Here is a 13,835-nt window from a genome sequence, read left to right on the forward strand (position 1 = left end):
TCGAGGACCGGTGCGGGGGAGGTGATGACTATCATTTTAATGCAGTGTCTGGGGCAAATTCAAAATTCTCAGCCATTTAGCGCATTTTGTGCTGCATTGCAACAAATTGTCTCAAAAGAGCGATTGATACGCATCAGTAGATGGCGCGGTTGAAGGCGTAAGGTGTGCGGATGAACTCGACCAATACAGCGTTGGCTCAGCTTGACACAGGCAATGGTGCCGCCGAGGATGGGAATATGGACGCTGAACTAACTCTGATGAGACAGGAAATGGGTGCCGGCTTCAAGGAGGTCAACGCCCGCATTGACGAAGTGCGCCGGGAGGTGACCGCCCGGATAGACGAGTTGCGCAAGGAGACTGCAGAGAACTTCAAGCTGACCGAGGTCAAAATCGAACAATCCCGTCGCGAGGCGGTCGAGTATTCGCGGTTGATTGAGGCCAAGCTGGAAGAAGCCAGGAAGCAGACGGCAGAAAACATGCAGGAGCTTAGAAAGCAGACCGCAGATGGTCTGATGCTGATCGAGGGCAAGCTTGAAGAAACCAGAAAGCAGACGGCGGAGAATATACGAGAGTTTAGAAACCAGACGGAAAAAAACTTTGCTCTGGCTGAAGGCAAGCTGGCGGAGGCAAGGCGGCAAACCTGGGACAATTACAAACTCCTCGATGCCAAACTGGACGAGGCGAGACAACAAACCTGGGACAACTACCGATTCCTGGATATGAAGCTGGACGAATTCAGAAAAGAGGCCACGCGGCACAGCGAAGTCCAGTTCCGTTGGCTGATGGGCTTGCTGGTCACATTGCTTCTCGGCATAGGCGGGCTGTACGCCCGCCTGGTGTGAGTGACAGAGAATTTGGTGCCGGTATATTTCCCGACCGCCGGCGCCGGTAGTAGCCGCCTGTACAAGGCGCTAAATGGTCGTTCCATGTGAGAACTGAAGCCATCATAACGGCCAAATATGACGGGCGTTTGACGTGGTGGGCAAGGGAATGTACGGCATGGCCCGAAATGCGGTAAAATGAAGTTCTGTGGGGACGACCTGGCTTCGACGTGGGTTGCAAAGCAGAGCAGGGCATACCGAGGGCTGGTTACCTCGTAAATACACCCAGAAAAAACTTAACTGCAAACGATAACTCGTACGCACTGGCAGCTTAATTGCTGTTAGCTCCACAACACCTCGTCCCTGGGGTGGGCCGTTAAAAGCTGTGGAGTCATTTACAGGGACTCGCGCTGTGAGGGGTCACTTCAATCCGCGCTAAATCTAAGGTGAATCGCTAGTCCAAAACGTGCACGTCCGTGTTGTACTGGTTAAATTAAATGATAGTGCTAAGTATGTAGAACTGTCTGTGGAGTGCTTGCGGACGCGGGTTCGATTCCCGCCGTCTCCACCACTGGATTAAAAACAAAGCCCCGCCAGGCGAAAGCCTGGTGGGGCTTTGTTTTTAATCCTATTGCTGGCGCTGGTCGGGAATCGAAACCGCGGGACGCGGGGCGGAGCAGGGAATTCGCCCCGCATGCGGGGCGCCTGCGGAGCGGTCTTGCGCTTGCAAGCGCAAGGCCTCTCCGATTCGTCCGACTAGAAAACCGCCGGAGGCGGTTTTTTGCTTTACATCATCTAATTCCGTATGGAAGCTTGAGCAAGTTCGCAAGTGGATTCGCGTTATAGCCTTATTTTTGTAAGACTATATTTGGTCTATAATTCTGTGAACTCTATCGTTTGGAAATCTCAAGCCGTACGCCAACTTCGCAAGATTGCGGAAAAGGCGAAGCGTGATGCGATCTATGACGCAGTCCAGGCTTTGGCGCTGTGGCCGAGCTGTGTCGGGGATATCAAGCGCTTGCAAGGAGTAGCTGGTTACCGTTTGCGCGTGGGGGACTACAGAGTGATTTTTGAAATCGACCAAGGCGGCAACCCGGTCATCATCACCATCTCCCAAGTGAGAAAGCGAAATGAACGCACCTACTAACATTCAGTTCCTGAACGGACCGGATGGCCAGCCCGCGTTCGCCGTCATTCCCTACAATGATTACCTGGTGCTGACCAAGCAAGTGCCGGCACGCGACGTTCCTAACGCCGTGGTCGGCAAGATCATCAAGGACGGTGTTACGCCGATCCGCGCGTGGCGTGAATATCTTGGGCTGACCCAAGCGGAAGTTGCCGGCAGGCTTGGGATTTCGCAGCCGTCCTACGCCGTCCAGGAGAATAGCGAAAAGCTCCGTAAATCGACCCGTGAAAAGATCGCGTTGGCGCTGGGCATCTTGCCGGAACAACTGAACTTGTAGACGTCTTTAGGCTGCCAACGCAAGGCCATACCACGCATCATTGGCACATGAGCCAACGCGGATCCGCAACTGCGGGGTTTCGTGCACGGACATCGGCTGTTCGTCAGCAAGCAGCGTCACCATCGCCGGTACGTCCCGGCCGTTGATCGCGGCCTGGAAGCGAAGCACCAGTTCGCGGCACAGCTTTTCGTCCGACGAGGCCTCATCCCTCTCCTCACGCAGCCGCCGGCGCGCACGCGCAAGGTATTGCCGCGCATTGGCCGTCTTCGTGCCGAGTGCCGCCGCAATGTCGGCATGTTCGCATTCGAAGACTTCATGCAGCACCAGCGCCAGGCGCTCGGACGGCGTCAGGCATGCCAGCAAGCGGGCCAGCGCCTCACCCAGTTCAGCGCGTCGCAGCAGCTCATCCTCCGGCAATGCAGGCGGCACATCGGGCACCAGTTCCATTGCGACGCGTGCCGCCACCGCATCCCGGCCGCGTTTGCGCAGGCGGTCGATCGACTGGTGCTGCACGACGGTGGTCAGCCACGCCGCCGGCGTAGCCAGCGTCCCCTGTTCGGCGCCATGCCACTTGAGAAAACAGTCCTGCACAATATCCTCGGCCTCCGCCTCGCTGCCGACGATGCGGCTGCTGATCGCCTTCAGGCGCGGGCGCAGTTGCTCGAACATGGCGCAGTCGGTATCGGTGGTGCGTGGCATATTGAATCTCCTGTTGCGGTGGTGGTACCACTTGACGCTTGGCGGTGCCCGGATGTGACACGCCAACTATATATTTTTTTCGCGTCACACGGCACCCGGCCGCGGACGTCAAGCGGGCAGTGAATCAACTCCGTGATTCAACTCCACCGCCAAAGGACGATCATGACTTCGAATTCTCCCATGGGACTGGGGCTGGTACCCACCGTCATCGAACAAACCGCACGCGGCGAGCGCGCCTTCGACATTTACTCGTGCCTGCTGAAGGAGCGCGTGATCTTCCTGGTGGGCGAGGTGACCGAGCAATCGGCCAACCTGATCGTCGCGCAGTTGCTGTTCCTGGAATCGGACAATCCCAACAAGGATATTTCACTGTACATCAATTCGCCGGGCGGCTCGGTGTATGCCGGCATGGCGGTCTACGACACGATGCAGTTCATCAGGCCCGACGTATCTACCCTGTGCACCGGCTTCGCCGCCAGCATGGGTTCCTTCCTGCTCGCCGCCGGCGCGAAAGGCAAGCGCTATGCCTTGCCCAACGCCCGCATCATGATCCACCAGCCGCACGGCGGGTCACAGGGCGTGGCGTCGGATATCGAAATCCAGGCGCGCGAAGTGCTGTACCAGCGTCACCGCCTCAACACCATCATGGCCGAGCACACCGGGCAAACGCTGGCGCAGGTCGAAAAGGATTCGGACCGCGACAACTACATGTCGGCCCGCCAGGGCGTGGAATATGGCCTGATCGACCAGGTACTGGAGACGCGCGACGCCGGCCGAAACCTTTGATTGAATGGCAGCTGGGTACGGTTTCGTACAGACGGGCAGGGGACAGGCGCGCAAGCTGCACGCACTGGCCTTCTTATCGGCCATCCCCACCTCAAGGAAAATCCCCATGCCGTTCCAACACGCAGTCGTCTGGCTCGACCAGACCGAAGCTCATGTCATCCATTTCACGCGTGATGACGCTATGACGGAAGTCATTAAAACCACCTCGCAGCATCAGAAAGCCGGCGTTACCGGCAACCACCGTGCCGAGCCGGACCATACCTACATGGACGAAGTGATCGCCGCCGTCACCGACGCCAAGCAGATCCTGGTGGTCGGCCCCGGCGTGGAAAAGCTCGTGCTCATGCGTCACATGGCCAAGAGTTATGGCGAAACAGCGGAAAAAGTGATCAGTGTCGAAACCGTCGATCATCCGAACGACGGCCAGCTGCTGACCTATGCACGCAAGTACTTCGTCAAATCAGACCTGACGAATTAAGGTGTTGCGAAGCGGGCATTCGCTGGCGCTGCTAGAATCGGTTTTCCCAGTTCTGCCGCGCAGGCCACATCATGCTCAAATTCGCCCAACCTCAACTCGATGAAGACACCATCCAGGCAGTAGCCGCCGTGCTGCGCTCCAACTGGATTGCGACCGGCCCAAAGGTGGCCGAACTTGAGCGGGCGTTATCGGAGAGCTTTGGTTCGCGGCCTACACGCGTCGTCACGTCGGCAACCGGCGCGATGGAGATTGCGCTGCAGGTCTGCGGCATCGGTCCCGGCGATGAAGTCATCACCTCGGCGCAAAGCTTCTTCTCGGCGATGAACATGATCGTCAAGGTCGGCGCCGCGCCGGTGTTCGTCGATTGCGACCTGCACACCCGCGCCATCGATCTGCCCCAGGTGGAGGCAGCCATCACGCCGCGCACCAAGGCCATCATGCCGACGCACTTCCCAGGCGCCCTGGGCGACATCGACGCGCTCTACGCTCTGGCCAAACGCCACCAGCTGCGCGTGATCGAAGACGCTGCGCTGGTGCAGGGCTCGTACTGGAAGGACCAGCCGATCGGCAGCTTCGGCGACATCGCCACGTTCAGCTTCCATCCGAACAAAAACATGACCACCATCGAAGGCGGCGCCATCGTCGTCGCCAGCGAGGATGAGGCCAAACTGGTCGACGTGCTGCGCTTCCACGGCATCCAGCGTCTGCCGGACGACACGCGCGATGTCGCCATCGCCGCCGGCAAATTCAACATGTCCGACGTGTCGGCGGTGATCGGCATCCACCAGCTAAAGCAGTTGCCGCGCTTCCTTGCGCAGCGCGCGGCGCTGGCCAGGCGTTACTTCGAGCGTTTTCCGCAGCTGCCCGGCGTGGTGCTGCCGCCGCAAGGACAGCCGCGCCAAAGCTGGAACATGTTCAATGTGCTGATTCCGTACGAGCAGTTCGGCCACACGCGCAAGAGCTTCCGCGCCGCGTTGCAGGAGCAGGGTATCGGCATCGGCATGTCCTACGAAGCCTGCCACCTGACCACCGTCGGCCGGCAATACGGCTACACCGACGGCCAGTTCCCGAACGCCGAGCGCATCGGGCGCGAAACCGTCACCTTGCCGCTGCATGCGGATATGTCGATGGACGACGTCGACCGTGTTTGCGAGGTCGTCGGCAAGGTGCTCGCCGCAGCCTGAGACCCGGACGCTGGCACTTCCGCTCAAATGCTATACACTACCTGTAGTGATGACTGATTTGAGGTATGTCATGGAGCAACTTACCGTGGAATTGGATGATCGCGAGATGGCGGTGCTGCATTCCGCTGCACGTGCCCGTAGCATCGATCCGACACATATGACCAAGCTGCAGCTGCTAAACCTGCTGACCGCGCAAAAGCCCAGCGCCGCTCGCGCCAAACGCTTGGCCGCCATTATGAGTGTGCATGGCATATGGAAGGATGACCCGACCAAGCCGAAAGATGGGGGCGACTATCAACGCGAGATGCGTGCCGAATGGCGATAGCACTTTTTGATAGCAGCATCCTGATAGACAACCTGAACGGCCATGCCGCTGCAGCGTTGGAGATTCTGAGCTACGACGACGCGATCATCAGCTCAATCACCTGGATGGAAGTGGCATGCGTGATGGACGAGCCCGCCAAGGTTCAGTTTCAAGCCTTCCTTGACGACGCTGGCATTCGCATTGTGCATCCGAACAACGACATCATGCGCCGTGCAACGACGATCCGAGGCAACAGTATCGCTCACCCGCCTAAATTCAGGCTCCCAGATTGTATTATCCGAGCGACTGCGGAAGCATCCGGGCGGATCATTATTACCCGTAATCCCGGCGACTTTGGGGGCGAAGGACCGTTAGTGCGTGTGCCCTATGAGATCGTCGCGGGTGTGGCCGTTAAAGTCAGGCCTCCGCTGCTTTAGCGGGATTAGCTTCAGTTCGTAGGTGCAGTACTCGTTCTGATGTCGTGAGTACGGGCCGCCCAGGCGGCCCGTATTTTTTAGAAGCCTGGCGCCGGCACTTCCGGGATCTGGTTGCGCAGGCTGGCGTTGATGGTGTTCCAACCCTTGATCACGGCGATGGCGTAGCTCATTTCAGCGATTTCGTTGTCGCTGAAATGCTCCTTCAGCAGCGCGAAATCGGCATCGGTCGGATGTTGGTGCGGCATCGCGTTGACCGCTTCGGCCCAGTTCAGCGCGGCGCGTTCGCGGTCGCTGAAGAACGGCGCTTCGCGCCAGCCGGCGATGGCGTTCACGTGGCGTGGATTGGCTTCCTGCTTGATCAGGTCGCGCCAGTGCATGTCGACGCACACGCCGCAGCCGTTGATTTGCGAGATGCGCAGATTGATCAGCTCCACCAGGCGCGCGCCCAGCGAACTTTTCTTGACGGTGCCGGACAGCGCGATCATGGCCTGCAGGTTGGCAGGAGCGAGTTGGAAGAAATTGAGACGGGCAGCGTGGTTCATGATGAGGCCTTTCTGTCAGGTTGAGGGCACACCATTGCGCCCTCCATACCTGTAAGACGGGGCGGTTTGCCGTCTTGTGACAGCCCACGCAAAAAAACTCAAATAAATTGCGGCACGCCGGTCAGCTTGTCCGGATTGCGCACGATGAAGATCGAAACGATGCGTCCGTCCTCCACCAGGAAAGACTGCGCCGACTCCAGCTTGCCGTTCACATAGCGCACCAGTCCGGGCTCGCCATTGACGCGCGCCTGGCGGTAGGCGACCTGCGTCGGATTCTGGTGTTCCAGCGACCAGTACACGCCGGCCACCCGTCCCGCGCCGTGCAGGATGTGCAGGAAGGAGTTGACCTTGCCGCCGCCGTCGGCCACCAGTTGTACGTCGTCCGCCATCATCGCCTTCATCGCGGAACGGTCGCCCAGTTTGGCCGCCTCCATGAACTTACCCAGCAGGTCGTGATGCTGCTCCTTCGGCACGTCGAAGCGCGGCTTCTGCCGCTGCACGCGCTCCTGCGCGCGATGCACCATCTGGCGGCAGGCCGATTCGCTCTTGCCCAGCATGTTGGCGATATCGGCGTAATCGTGATCGAACACCTGCCGCATCAGGAACGCCGCGCGCTCCTCCGGCGACAGCCGCTCCAGCACCCACAGGAACGCCATCGACACTTCGCTGGCCATTTCGGCGCTGCTCTCGGGCGTGCGCTCGTCCATCTCGACGATGGGTTCCGGCAGCCACCAGCCCACATACGATTCGCGCTCGGCCATGCGCGAGCGCAGGCGGTCTATCGCCAGCCGGGTGGTGATGGTCACCAGCCACGCCTCGGCCGATTGCACCGTCTCCTTCTCGCTGCCGTGCCAGCGCAGCCAGGCATCCTGCACCACGTCCTCGGCGTCGGCGCGGGTGCCGAGCATGCGGTAGGCGATTGAAAACAGCCGCGGACGCAGCGCGGCAAATGTGGCCAGTTCGGCGGGGGAGTTTTGGTCGGTCATGATGGTTAGACGCGGCAGCGTTCCGGTTTGTGACAGTGTTGCACAACTGTTGATTGGCTGTTGCTTATCTGTTGATCCCATGTTGGTTTCGCAGCACCTCGTGACGCAGCAAAAAAATACAACACTGCGATAAAAATAATTTTACGTTTTCTTCGCGGTCCATGCCGCACGCCGCACCAGTGCACAAGAGGGAGAAGGGCTTCTTTATCCAGAATGTGAATTTAGATGTACAAAATGATTCGTGTGCGGCGCACAAAAATCCCCTTACGCTGGCATGACTTCTTATCAACAACGGGAACCGCCGTGGACAAACTACTTACCTTCCCCGATCAGTCAGGAATGACCTTGTCGATCCGCGCCAAGGCGATGTTGTTTCACGATCCGCGTTCGTCGGAGCTGCTGCTGCAGGTGGAGCGTATCGCGCGCAGCGACGCCACGACCCTGATCATCGGCGAGACCGGCACCGGCAAGGAGCTGATCGCGCGCCACATCCACAACCAGAGCGAACGTCGCGGTCCCTTCGTCGCCGTCAACTGCGGCGCCTTCAGCGAATCGCTGATCGACGCCGAATTGTTCGGCCACGAGGCGGGCGCCTTCACCGGCGCCACGCAGGCGCGTTCCGGCTGGTTCGAGGCGGCCAACGGCGGCACGCTGTTCCTCGACGAGATCGGCGACCTGTCGCTGGCGCTGCAGGTCAAGCTGCTGCGCGTGCTGCAGGAGCGCCAGGTGGTGCGCCTGGGCGCGCGTCACCCGATTCCGTTGAACGTGCGCCTGGTGGCTGCCACCAACGTCGACCTGCACAAGGCGATTGCGGCCGAGCGCTTCCGCTCCGACCTGTACTACCGCCTCGGCGTGGCGACCGTGCACCTGCCGCCGCTGAGCGAGCGCACCGGCGACATCCTGCCGCTGGCGCGTCATTTCATCGACGTCTACAGCGGCAAGCTGAAACTGGAGAACGTCACGCTGTCGGCGGACGCCAAGCTGGCGTTGTTGTCCTACGAATGGCCGGGCAATATCCGTGAACTGGAAAACGTCATCCACTTTGCGCTGATCGTCTGCCGCGACAACCAGATCCAGGCCGAAGACTTGAAGCTGACCGGCATCTCGCATCGCCACCAGAACCATCACGCGCGCCAGGCGCCGGTGGCGGCCGCGCCGCTGTCGAATGCGGACAGCTTCCAGCAGCAGCTGTCGGTGCTGGTCAACAGCATGATCGACGCCGACCAGCCGGACCTGTTCGAGCGGCTGGAAGAAGGCCTGGTCCGCACCGCGTTCGACACCTGCAACCGCAACCAGGTGCAGACCGCGCGGGTGCTGGGCATCAGCCGCAACATCCTGCGTACGCATTTGAAGCGCTTCGGCCTGATCGGCTTCGAGGCCGGCGCGGACATCGCAGCCGTGGGCGCCGTCGCGGGCGGCCACGGCGAACTGCTGCAGCACTGATGGCGGCGGCGACCATGCGTCTGCAGGCGCACCAGCTGGCGTGCGCGCGCGGAGAGCGGCAGCTATTCAGCGATCTGAATCTTGAGCTGCAAAGCGGCGAAGCCTTGTGGCTCAAGGGGGGCAACGGCAGCGGAAAAACCAGTCTGCTGCGATTGCTGTGTGGCCTGGGCCGGCCGCTGGCGGGAGAGGTGCGCTGGAACGGCAAGCCTATCCAGCATCTGCGCGAGGATTTTCACCGGCAACTGATTTACTGCGGCCACGCCAGCGCCGTCAAGGACGACTTGTCGGCATGGGAGAACGTCGCCACCGCCAGCACCCTGTCCGGCGTGGCGTGCAGCCGCGAGCAGGCGGTGGTGGCGCTGGTCAGCGTGGGGCTGGGCGGCGCCGCCGACCTGCCGGCGCGGACCTTGTCGCAGGGGCAGCGCCGCCGCGTCGCGCTGGCGCGGCTGGCGGTCGAGCCGTTGCCGCCTTTGCTGCTGCTGGACGAACCGTTTGTCGCGCTGGACGCCGCCGCCGTGCAGTCGCTGTGCCGCACGCTGAACCGGCACCTGGCCGCCGGCGGCATGCTGGTCTATACCACGCACCAGGCGCAGGCGCTGCGGGCGCGCCGCCTGGAGCAGTTCGACCTCGATCAGTTGCTGCCATGCTGACCGCGCTGGGTCATGTGATACGGCGCGACTTGCTGCTGGCGTTCCGCCGCCGCACCGACGTGTTGAGCACCCTGGTGTTCTTCGTCATCGTCTGCACGCTGTTCCCGCTGGGCGTGGGGCCGGAGCCGGAGCTGCTGCGCACACTGGGGCCGGGCGTGCTGTGGGTGGCCGCGCTGCTGGCCAGCACGCTGGCGCTGAATCGCCTGTTCGGCCTCGATCACGCGGACGGTACGCTGGAGCAGATGCTGCTGTCGTCCGAGCCGCTGGTGCTGATCGTCGCCGGCAAGGTGGTGGCGCACTGGCTGATCAGTGGCCTGCCGCTGGTATTGCTGACGCCTGTGTTGGCGTTGCAGTTCGATCTGGGCCCGCAGGCCACAGCATCGCTGGCAGTCAGCCTGCTGGTCGGCACGCCGGCGCTAAGCCTGGTGGGCGCCATCGGCGCAGCGCTGACACTCGATGTGCGAGGCGGCGGCGTGCTGCTGGCACTGCTGGTGCTGCCGCTGTACGCGCCGGTGCTGATCTTCGGCGCCGGCGCGGCGGTGGCGGAAGCTGGCAGCAGCGCCGCCGAAGCCAACCTGCTGCTGCTGGGCGGCCTGCTGGCCGGCGCCGCCGCGTTGTCGCCGTGGGCTACCGCCTCGGCATTGCGCATTTCGCTTGAATGAATAGAAAAGGAACACCACCGTGCCGACTATCCGAACACCTTACCCCGCCGCCGACGGGCCTGCGCGCGCGGGCAGCTGGCTGCGCCACGCCGCGCCGCAGGCTTTCTTTCCGGTGGCCGGCCGCCTGATACCGTGGCTGCTGTCCGCCGCGCTGCTGCTGACGATAGCCGGCCTGTATATCGGCCTGTTCGCGGCGCCGACCGATCACCAGCAGGGAGATGCCTACCGCATCATCTTCGTCCATGTTCCCACCGCATGGCTGTCGATGCTGATCTACCTGGCGATGGCCTTCTGGGCAGCCGTCGGCCTGGTGCTGAACACCAGGTTGTCGTCAATGATGGCCAGCGCCCTGGCGCCGACCGGCGCGCTGTTCACCTTCCTGGCGCTGTGGACCGGGGCACTCTGGGGCAAGCCGACATGGGGAGCATGGTGGGTGTGGGACGCGCGCCTGACGTCGGAACTGATACTGCTGTTCCTCTACATCGGCTTCATGGCGCTGCAGGCGGCGATCAGCGATCCGCGCCGCGCCGACCGCGCAGGCGCCGTGCTGGCGCTGGTCGGCATGGTCAACGTGCCGGTGATTTATTTTTCCGTCCAGTGGTGGAACACGCTGCATCAAGGCTCGTCGGTATCGCTGCGCAGCGCGCCAACGATGGCGGCGCTGATGCTGCAAGGGATGCTGATCATGACGCTGGCCCTGTGGGTCTACGCCATCGCCGCCACGCTGCAAAGGCTCAGGACGATCGTGCTGGAGCGCGAACGGCATACGGAATGGGTACAACGCTACATCACGGAGCAGCAATGAATTGGGATAGCTGGAGCGATTTCATCGCAATGGGCGGATACGCCAGGTATGTATGGGGTTCGTTCGCCGTCGTGGCGGTTGCCATCGTGGGCGAGCAAGCGGCGCTGATCCTGCGCTGGCGCGCCGCGCGCAAGGCGGTCGGGAAGCGCGTATGACACGCCGTCAACAACGCCTGGCGCTGCTGGCCGCCGCCTTGGGCGCGCTGCTGCTCGCGGCCTGGCTGGTCCTGTCGGCGTTTCAAAAGAACCTGGTGTTCTTCTTTACGCCAAGCCAGATACTGGCCGGCGAGGCGCCGCGCAACAAGAGCTTCCGCATGGGCGGCATGGTTGAACCGAACAGCCTGAGACGTGAAGCCGACGGTATTACCGTCAGCTTCGTCGTCACGGACACCGTGCGCAGCCTGCCGGTTCACTATCGCGGCATCCTGCCGGACTTATTCAAGGAAGGGAAGGGCGTGGTCGCACAGGGAAAACTGGGCGACGACCACCGCTTCGTCGCCGACGAGGTACTGGCCAAGCACGATGAAAACTACATGCCGCCGGACGCCGCCTACGCGCTGAAAAAAGGCCGCCAGACCGCCAAGGTGGACAAATGACTCCAGAACTCGGCAACTTCGCATTGATACTGGCATTGTGCCTGGCGCTGGTGCAGGGCAGCCTGCCGTTGCTTGGCGCCTGGCGCGGCAACCGGCGCTGGATCGCCTTGGCGCGGCCGGCGGCGGCGGGACAGTTCGTGTTTGTCAGCTTCGCCTTCGGCTGCCTGCTGGCGTCCTTCATCGCCAACGATTTTTCGGTGGCTTACGTAGCCTCCAATTCCAACTCCATGCTGCCGCTGCACTTCCGCGTGGCCGCCGTCTGGGGCGGCCACGAGGGCTCGCTGCTGCTGTGGGTGCAGATACTTGCGCTGTGGACGCTCGCGGTCGCAGTGTTCAGCCGACGGCTGCCGGCAGCCATGACGGCACGCGTGCTGGGCGTGATGGCCTGGATCAGCGTCGGCTTCTTGCTGTTCATGCTGTTCACGTCCAATCCATTCGACCGTCTTCTGCCGGCCGCGCGCGACGGCCGCGATCTCAATCCGCTGTTGCAGGATTTCGGCATGATCATCCATCCGCCCTTGCTGTACATGGGCTATGTCGGCTTCTCCGTGGCGTTCGCGTTCGCCATCGCGGCGCTGCTGAGCGGAGAACTGGATGCGGCGTGGGCACGTTGGTCGCGTCCATGGACGCTGGTGGCGTGGTCGTTCCTCACGCTGGGCATCTTCATGGGCAGCTTCTGGGCTTACTATGAGCTGGGCTGGGGCGGCTGGTGGTTCTGGGACGCGGTGGAAAACGCCTCCTTCATGCCATGGTTGGTCGGCACGGCATTGATCCATTCGCTGGCCGTGACGGAAAAACGCGGCAGCTTCAAGAACTGGACGGTGTTGCTGGCGATCGTCGCGTTCTCGCTGTCGCTGCTCGGCACCTTCCTGGTGCGTTCGGGCGTGCTGACGTCGGTGCATGCCTTCGCCACCGATCCGCGTCGCGGCCTGTTCATCCTGGTGTTCCTGGCTATCGTCATTGGCGGCTCGCTGACGCTGTTTGCATGGCGTGCGCCGTCGGTGGGTTTGGGCGGCAGGTTCGCGTTGTTCTCGCGCGAGACGTTGCTGTTGCTGAACAACGTGCTGCTGCTGACCGCGGCCGCCACGGTATTGCTGGGCACCTTGTACCCGCTGTTCCTGGATGCGCTGGACCTTGGCAAGATATCGGTCGGCGCGCCTTACTTCGAGGCGGTGTTTGTGCCGCTGATGCTGCCCGTGCTGCTGCTGATGGCCGCCGCGCCGTTCGTTGAGTGGAAGTCCGCTTCGCTGCGGACGGTGCTGGCGCGCGTCTCGCGCATCGCACAGGCGGCATTGCTGCTTGGCTTGGCCGCTTGGTTCGGCTGGAAAGTCTCGCCGGCAGTGGCGGGCGGCCTGATGCTGGCGGGTTGGATATTGCTGGGAAACGCGCTGCATCTGTACCAGCGTCTTGCCGAGCCGGTGGAGGGTGTGCCGCTCAGGCGCCACCTGGCCAAGCAGCCCCTGAGCTACTGGGGCATGCTGGCTGCCCATGCCGGCGTGGCGGTGTTCGTGGTCGGCGTCACCCTGGTCAAGGGCGGCGAGGTGTCGGCCGACGCCAGCATGCGGGTTGGCGACAGCATCGTCAGCAACGGTTGGCGCTACAGCTTCACAGCGCTGAACAAGGTGGATGGCCCCAACTACATCGCCGCGCGTGCCACCTTCGACGTACGCAACCCCAATGGAAAGGCATTGCTGCTGCAGCCGGAAAAGCGTTACTACACGGTGCAGCAAATGCCGATGACGGAAGCTGCGATCGATCGCGGCTTCTCGCGCGATATCTACCTGTCGCTGGGCGAACCGACCAAGGACGGCGCCTGGGCGGTACGCATGCAGTACAAGCCGTTTGTCGGCTGGATCTGGGCGGGTTGCCTGATTATCGCCGGCGGAGGTTTGCTGGCAGCGTCCGACCGGCGTTACCGGCTGGCGCACCGGTCGCGTACGGTGGCGTCGTCCGCCGCCGTTCCCGCTTGAACTGGAGTTG

The 13,835-nt window shown here is 62.0% G+C and carries 18 protein-coding genes and 1 other RNA gene; 16 read left to right on the forward strand and 3 right to left on the reverse strand.

What is annotated here, in order from left to right; translation table 11 throughout:
* Window positions 1-170 precede the first annotated feature (170 nt).
* The 4 genes from ACSQ3S_RS09125 to ACSQ3S_RS09140 all read left to right on the forward strand — a co-directional run bounded on the left by ACSQ3S_RS09125 (window position 171) and on the right by ACSQ3S_RS09140 (window position 2,284).
* On the forward strand, window positions 171-842 hold the full coding sequence (locus ACSQ3S_RS09125; RefSeq protein WP_436142173.1) for a hypothetical protein: 672 nt from the start codon (window positions 171-173) through the stop codon (window positions 840-842).
* 189 nt (window positions 843-1,031) lie between these two features.
* Window positions 1,032-1,392: a transfer-messenger RNA gene (gene ssrA / locus ACSQ3S_RS09130) on the forward strand.
* A 312-nt stretch (window positions 1,393-1,704) separates the two neighbouring features.
* Window positions 1,705-1,968: a type II toxin-antitoxin system RelE family toxin gene (locus ACSQ3S_RS09135; RefSeq protein ID WP_436142174.1), complete on the forward strand. Its 264-nt coding sequence runs from the start codon at window positions 1,705-1,707 to the stop codon at window positions 1,966-1,968.
* Window positions 1,952-2,284 carry a helix-turn-helix domain-containing protein gene (locus tag ACSQ3S_RS09140; RefSeq protein WP_436142175.1) on the forward strand — a complete coding sequence of 111 codons (333 nt, stop codon included), beginning with the start codon at window positions 1,952-1,954 and terminating at the stop codon, window positions 2,282-2,284. Before ACSQ3S_RS09135 ends, ACSQ3S_RS09140 begins: the two co-directional genes overlap by 17 nt.
* A 6-nt stretch (window positions 2,285-2,290) precedes the next feature.
* Here ACSQ3S_RS09140 and ACSQ3S_RS09145 read toward each other — a convergent pair whose 3' ends face one another.
* Complete coding sequence (locus ACSQ3S_RS09145) at window positions 2,291-2,983, reverse strand: sigma-70 family RNA polymerase sigma factor (protein ID WP_436142176.1); 693 nt, start codon at window positions 2,981-2,983, stop codon at window positions 2,291-2,293.
* 162 nt (window positions 2,984-3,145) lie between these two features.
* Between ACSQ3S_RS09145 and clpP the strand changes: the two genes are divergently transcribed.
* The 5 genes from clpP (at window position 3,146) to ACSQ3S_RS09170 (ending at window position 6,172) form a co-directional block, all read left to right on the forward strand.
* The gene (clpP, locus tag ACSQ3S_RS09150) at window positions 3,146-3,769 is read left to right on the forward strand and encodes an ATP-dependent Clp endopeptidase proteolytic subunit ClpP (protein ID WP_436142177.1); all 624 of its coding nucleotides are present in this window, start codon (window positions 3,146-3,148) and stop codon (window positions 3,767-3,769) included.
* A gap of 106 nt (window positions 3,770-3,875) precedes the next feature.
* A complete protein-coding gene (locus ACSQ3S_RS09155) occupies window positions 3,876-4,247 on the forward strand; it encodes a translational machinery protein (protein WP_436142178.1) in 372 nt (123 codons plus the stop codon).
* Window positions 4,248-4,318: 71 nt separating this feature from the next.
* Window positions 4,319-5,431 (forward strand): DegT/DnrJ/EryC1/StrS family aminotransferase, encoded by a 1,113-nt coding sequence (locus ACSQ3S_RS09160; protein ID WP_436142179.1) that lies wholly within the window; start codon window positions 4,319-4,321, stop codon window positions 5,429-5,431.
* Window positions 5,432-5,501: 70 nt separating this feature from the next.
* The gene (locus ACSQ3S_RS09165) at window positions 5,502-5,756 is read left to right on the forward strand and encodes a hypothetical protein (protein WP_176655042.1); all 255 of its coding nucleotides are present in this window, start codon (window positions 5,502-5,504) and stop codon (window positions 5,754-5,756) included.
* Entirely contained in the window at window positions 5,747-6,172 is a 426-nt protein-coding gene (locus ACSQ3S_RS09170) for a PIN domain-containing protein (protein ID WP_353400658.1), read from the forward strand. The genes ACSQ3S_RS09165 and ACSQ3S_RS09170 overlap by 10 nt, the downstream gene beginning before the upstream one ends.
* A gap of 77 nt (window positions 6,173-6,249) precedes the next feature.
* Here the strand turns inward: ACSQ3S_RS09170 and ACSQ3S_RS09175 are convergent, their stop codons facing one another.
* Both ACSQ3S_RS09175 and ACSQ3S_RS09180 read right to left on the reverse strand, forming a co-directional pair.
* Window positions 6,250-6,714 carry a carboxymuconolactone decarboxylase family protein gene (locus tag ACSQ3S_RS09175; RefSeq protein ID WP_436142180.1) on the reverse strand — a complete coding sequence of 155 codons (465 nt, stop codon included), beginning with the start codon at window positions 6,712-6,714 and terminating at the stop codon, window positions 6,250-6,252.
* A gap of 98 nt (window positions 6,715-6,812) precedes the next feature.
* A complete protein-coding gene (locus ACSQ3S_RS09180) occupies window positions 6,813-7,700 on the reverse strand; it encodes an RNA polymerase sigma-70 factor (protein ID WP_436142181.1) in 888 nt (295 codons plus the stop codon).
* A gap of 303 nt (window positions 7,701-8,003) precedes the next feature.
* Between ACSQ3S_RS09180 and ACSQ3S_RS09185 the strand changes: the two genes are divergently transcribed.
* From ACSQ3S_RS09185 to ACSQ3S_RS09215, 7 genes are read left to right on the forward strand one after another with little or no spacing between them, the layout of a single operon-like run.
* Entirely contained in the window at window positions 8,004-9,143 is a 1,140-nt protein-coding gene (locus ACSQ3S_RS09185; protein WP_436142182.1) for a sigma-54 interaction domain-containing protein, read from the forward strand.
* On the forward strand, window positions 9,143-9,793 hold the full coding sequence (gene ccmA / locus ACSQ3S_RS09190) for a cytochrome c biogenesis heme-transporting ATPase CcmA (protein WP_436142183.1): 651 nt from the start codon (window positions 9,143-9,145) through the stop codon (window positions 9,791-9,793). Before ACSQ3S_RS09185 ends, ccmA begins: the two co-directional genes overlap by 1 nt.
* On the forward strand, window positions 9,787-10,455 hold the full coding sequence (gene ccmB, locus ACSQ3S_RS09195) for a heme exporter protein CcmB (RefSeq protein WP_436142184.1): 669 nt from the start codon (window positions 9,787-9,789) through the stop codon (window positions 10,453-10,455). Before ccmA ends, ccmB begins: the two co-directional genes overlap by 7 nt.
* 19 nt (window positions 10,456-10,474) lie before the next feature.
* On the forward strand, window positions 10,475-11,260 hold the full coding sequence (ccmC, locus tag ACSQ3S_RS09200; RefSeq protein WP_436142185.1) for a heme ABC transporter permease CcmC: 786 nt from the start codon (window positions 10,475-10,477) through the stop codon (window positions 11,258-11,260).
* Window positions 11,257-11,415 (forward strand): heme exporter protein CcmD, encoded by a 159-nt coding sequence (gene ccmD, locus ACSQ3S_RS09205; protein ID WP_436142186.1) that lies wholly within the window; start codon window positions 11,257-11,259, stop codon window positions 11,413-11,415. The genes ccmC and ccmD overlap by 4 nt, the downstream gene beginning before the upstream one ends.
* Entirely contained in the window at window positions 11,412-11,855 is a 444-nt protein-coding gene (gene ccmE / locus ACSQ3S_RS09210; RefSeq protein ID WP_436142187.1) for a cytochrome c maturation protein CcmE, read from the forward strand. The genes ccmD and ccmE overlap by 4 nt, the downstream gene beginning before the upstream one ends.
* A complete protein-coding gene (locus ACSQ3S_RS09215) occupies window positions 11,852-13,825 on the forward strand; it encodes a heme lyase CcmF/NrfE family subunit (RefSeq protein ID WP_436142188.1) in 1,974 nt (657 codons plus the stop codon). Before ccmE ends, ACSQ3S_RS09215 begins: the two co-directional genes overlap by 4 nt.
* Window positions 13,826-13,835 lie beyond the last annotated feature (10 nt).

It is taken from the genome of Duganella sp. LjRoot269 (assembly GCF_964254095.1).
GTDB classification, from domain to species: Bacteria; Pseudomonadota; Gammaproteobacteria; order Burkholderiales; family Burkholderiaceae_D; genus Rugamonas; species Rugamonas hordei.

What these genes read in the sequence shown, in the direction of transcription:
- ACSQ3S_RS09160 (WP_436142179.1), top strand. Translation starts at nt 4,319, where the DNA reads ATGCTCAAATTCGCCCAACCTCAACTCGATGAAGACACCATCCAGGCA.
- ccmA (WP_436142183.1), top strand. Translation starts at nt 9,143, where the DNA reads ATGGCGGCGGCGACCATGCGTCTGCAGGCGCACCAGCTGGCGTGCGCG.
- ACSQ3S_RS09140 (WP_436142175.1), top strand. Translation starts at nt 1,952, where the DNA reads ATGAACGCACCTACTAACATTCAGTTCCTGAACGGACCGGATGGCCAG.
- ACSQ3S_RS09165 (WP_176655042.1), top strand. Translation starts at nt 5,502, where the DNA reads ATGGAGCAACTTACCGTGGAATTGGATGATCGCGAGATGGCGGTGCTG.
- ccmB (WP_436142184.1), top strand. Translation starts at nt 9,787, where the DNA reads ATGCTGACCGCGCTGGGTCATGTGATACGGCGCGACTTGCTGCTGGCG.
- clpP (WP_436142177.1), top strand. Translation starts at nt 3,146, where the DNA reads ATGACTTCGAATTCTCCCATGGGACTGGGGCTGGTACCCACCGTCATC.
- ACSQ3S_RS09170 (WP_353400658.1), top strand. Translation starts at nt 5,747, where the DNA reads ATGGCGATAGCACTTTTTGATAGCAGCATCCTGATAGACAACCTGAAC.
- ACSQ3S_RS09175 (WP_436142180.1), bottom strand. Translation starts at nt 6,714, where the DNA reads ATGAACCACGCTGCCCGTCTCAATTTCTTCCAACTCGCTCCTGCCAAC.
- ACSQ3S_RS09180 (WP_436142181.1), bottom strand. Translation starts at nt 7,700, where the DNA reads ATGACCGACCAAAACTCCCCCGCCGAACTGGCCACATTTGCCGCGCTG.
- ACSQ3S_RS09125 (WP_436142173.1), top strand. Translation starts at nt 171, where the DNA reads ATGAACTCGACCAATACAGCGTTGGCTCAGCTTGACACAGGCAATGGT.
- ACSQ3S_RS09155 (WP_436142178.1), top strand. Translation starts at nt 3,876, where the DNA reads ATGCCGTTCCAACACGCAGTCGTCTGGCTCGACCAGACCGAAGCTCAT.
- ccmE (WP_436142187.1), top strand. Translation starts at nt 11,412, where the DNA reads ATGACACGCCGTCAACAACGCCTGGCGCTGCTGGCCGCCGCCTTGGGC.
- ccmD (WP_436142186.1), top strand. Translation starts at nt 11,257, where the DNA reads ATGAATTGGGATAGCTGGAGCGATTTCATCGCAATGGGCGGATACGCC.
- ACSQ3S_RS09215 (WP_436142188.1), top strand. Translation starts at nt 11,852, where the DNA reads ATGACTCCAGAACTCGGCAACTTCGCATTGATACTGGCATTGTGCCTG.
- ACSQ3S_RS09145 (WP_436142176.1), bottom strand. Translation starts at nt 2,983, where the DNA reads ATGCCACGCACCACCGATACCGACTGCGCCATGTTCGAGCAACTGCGC.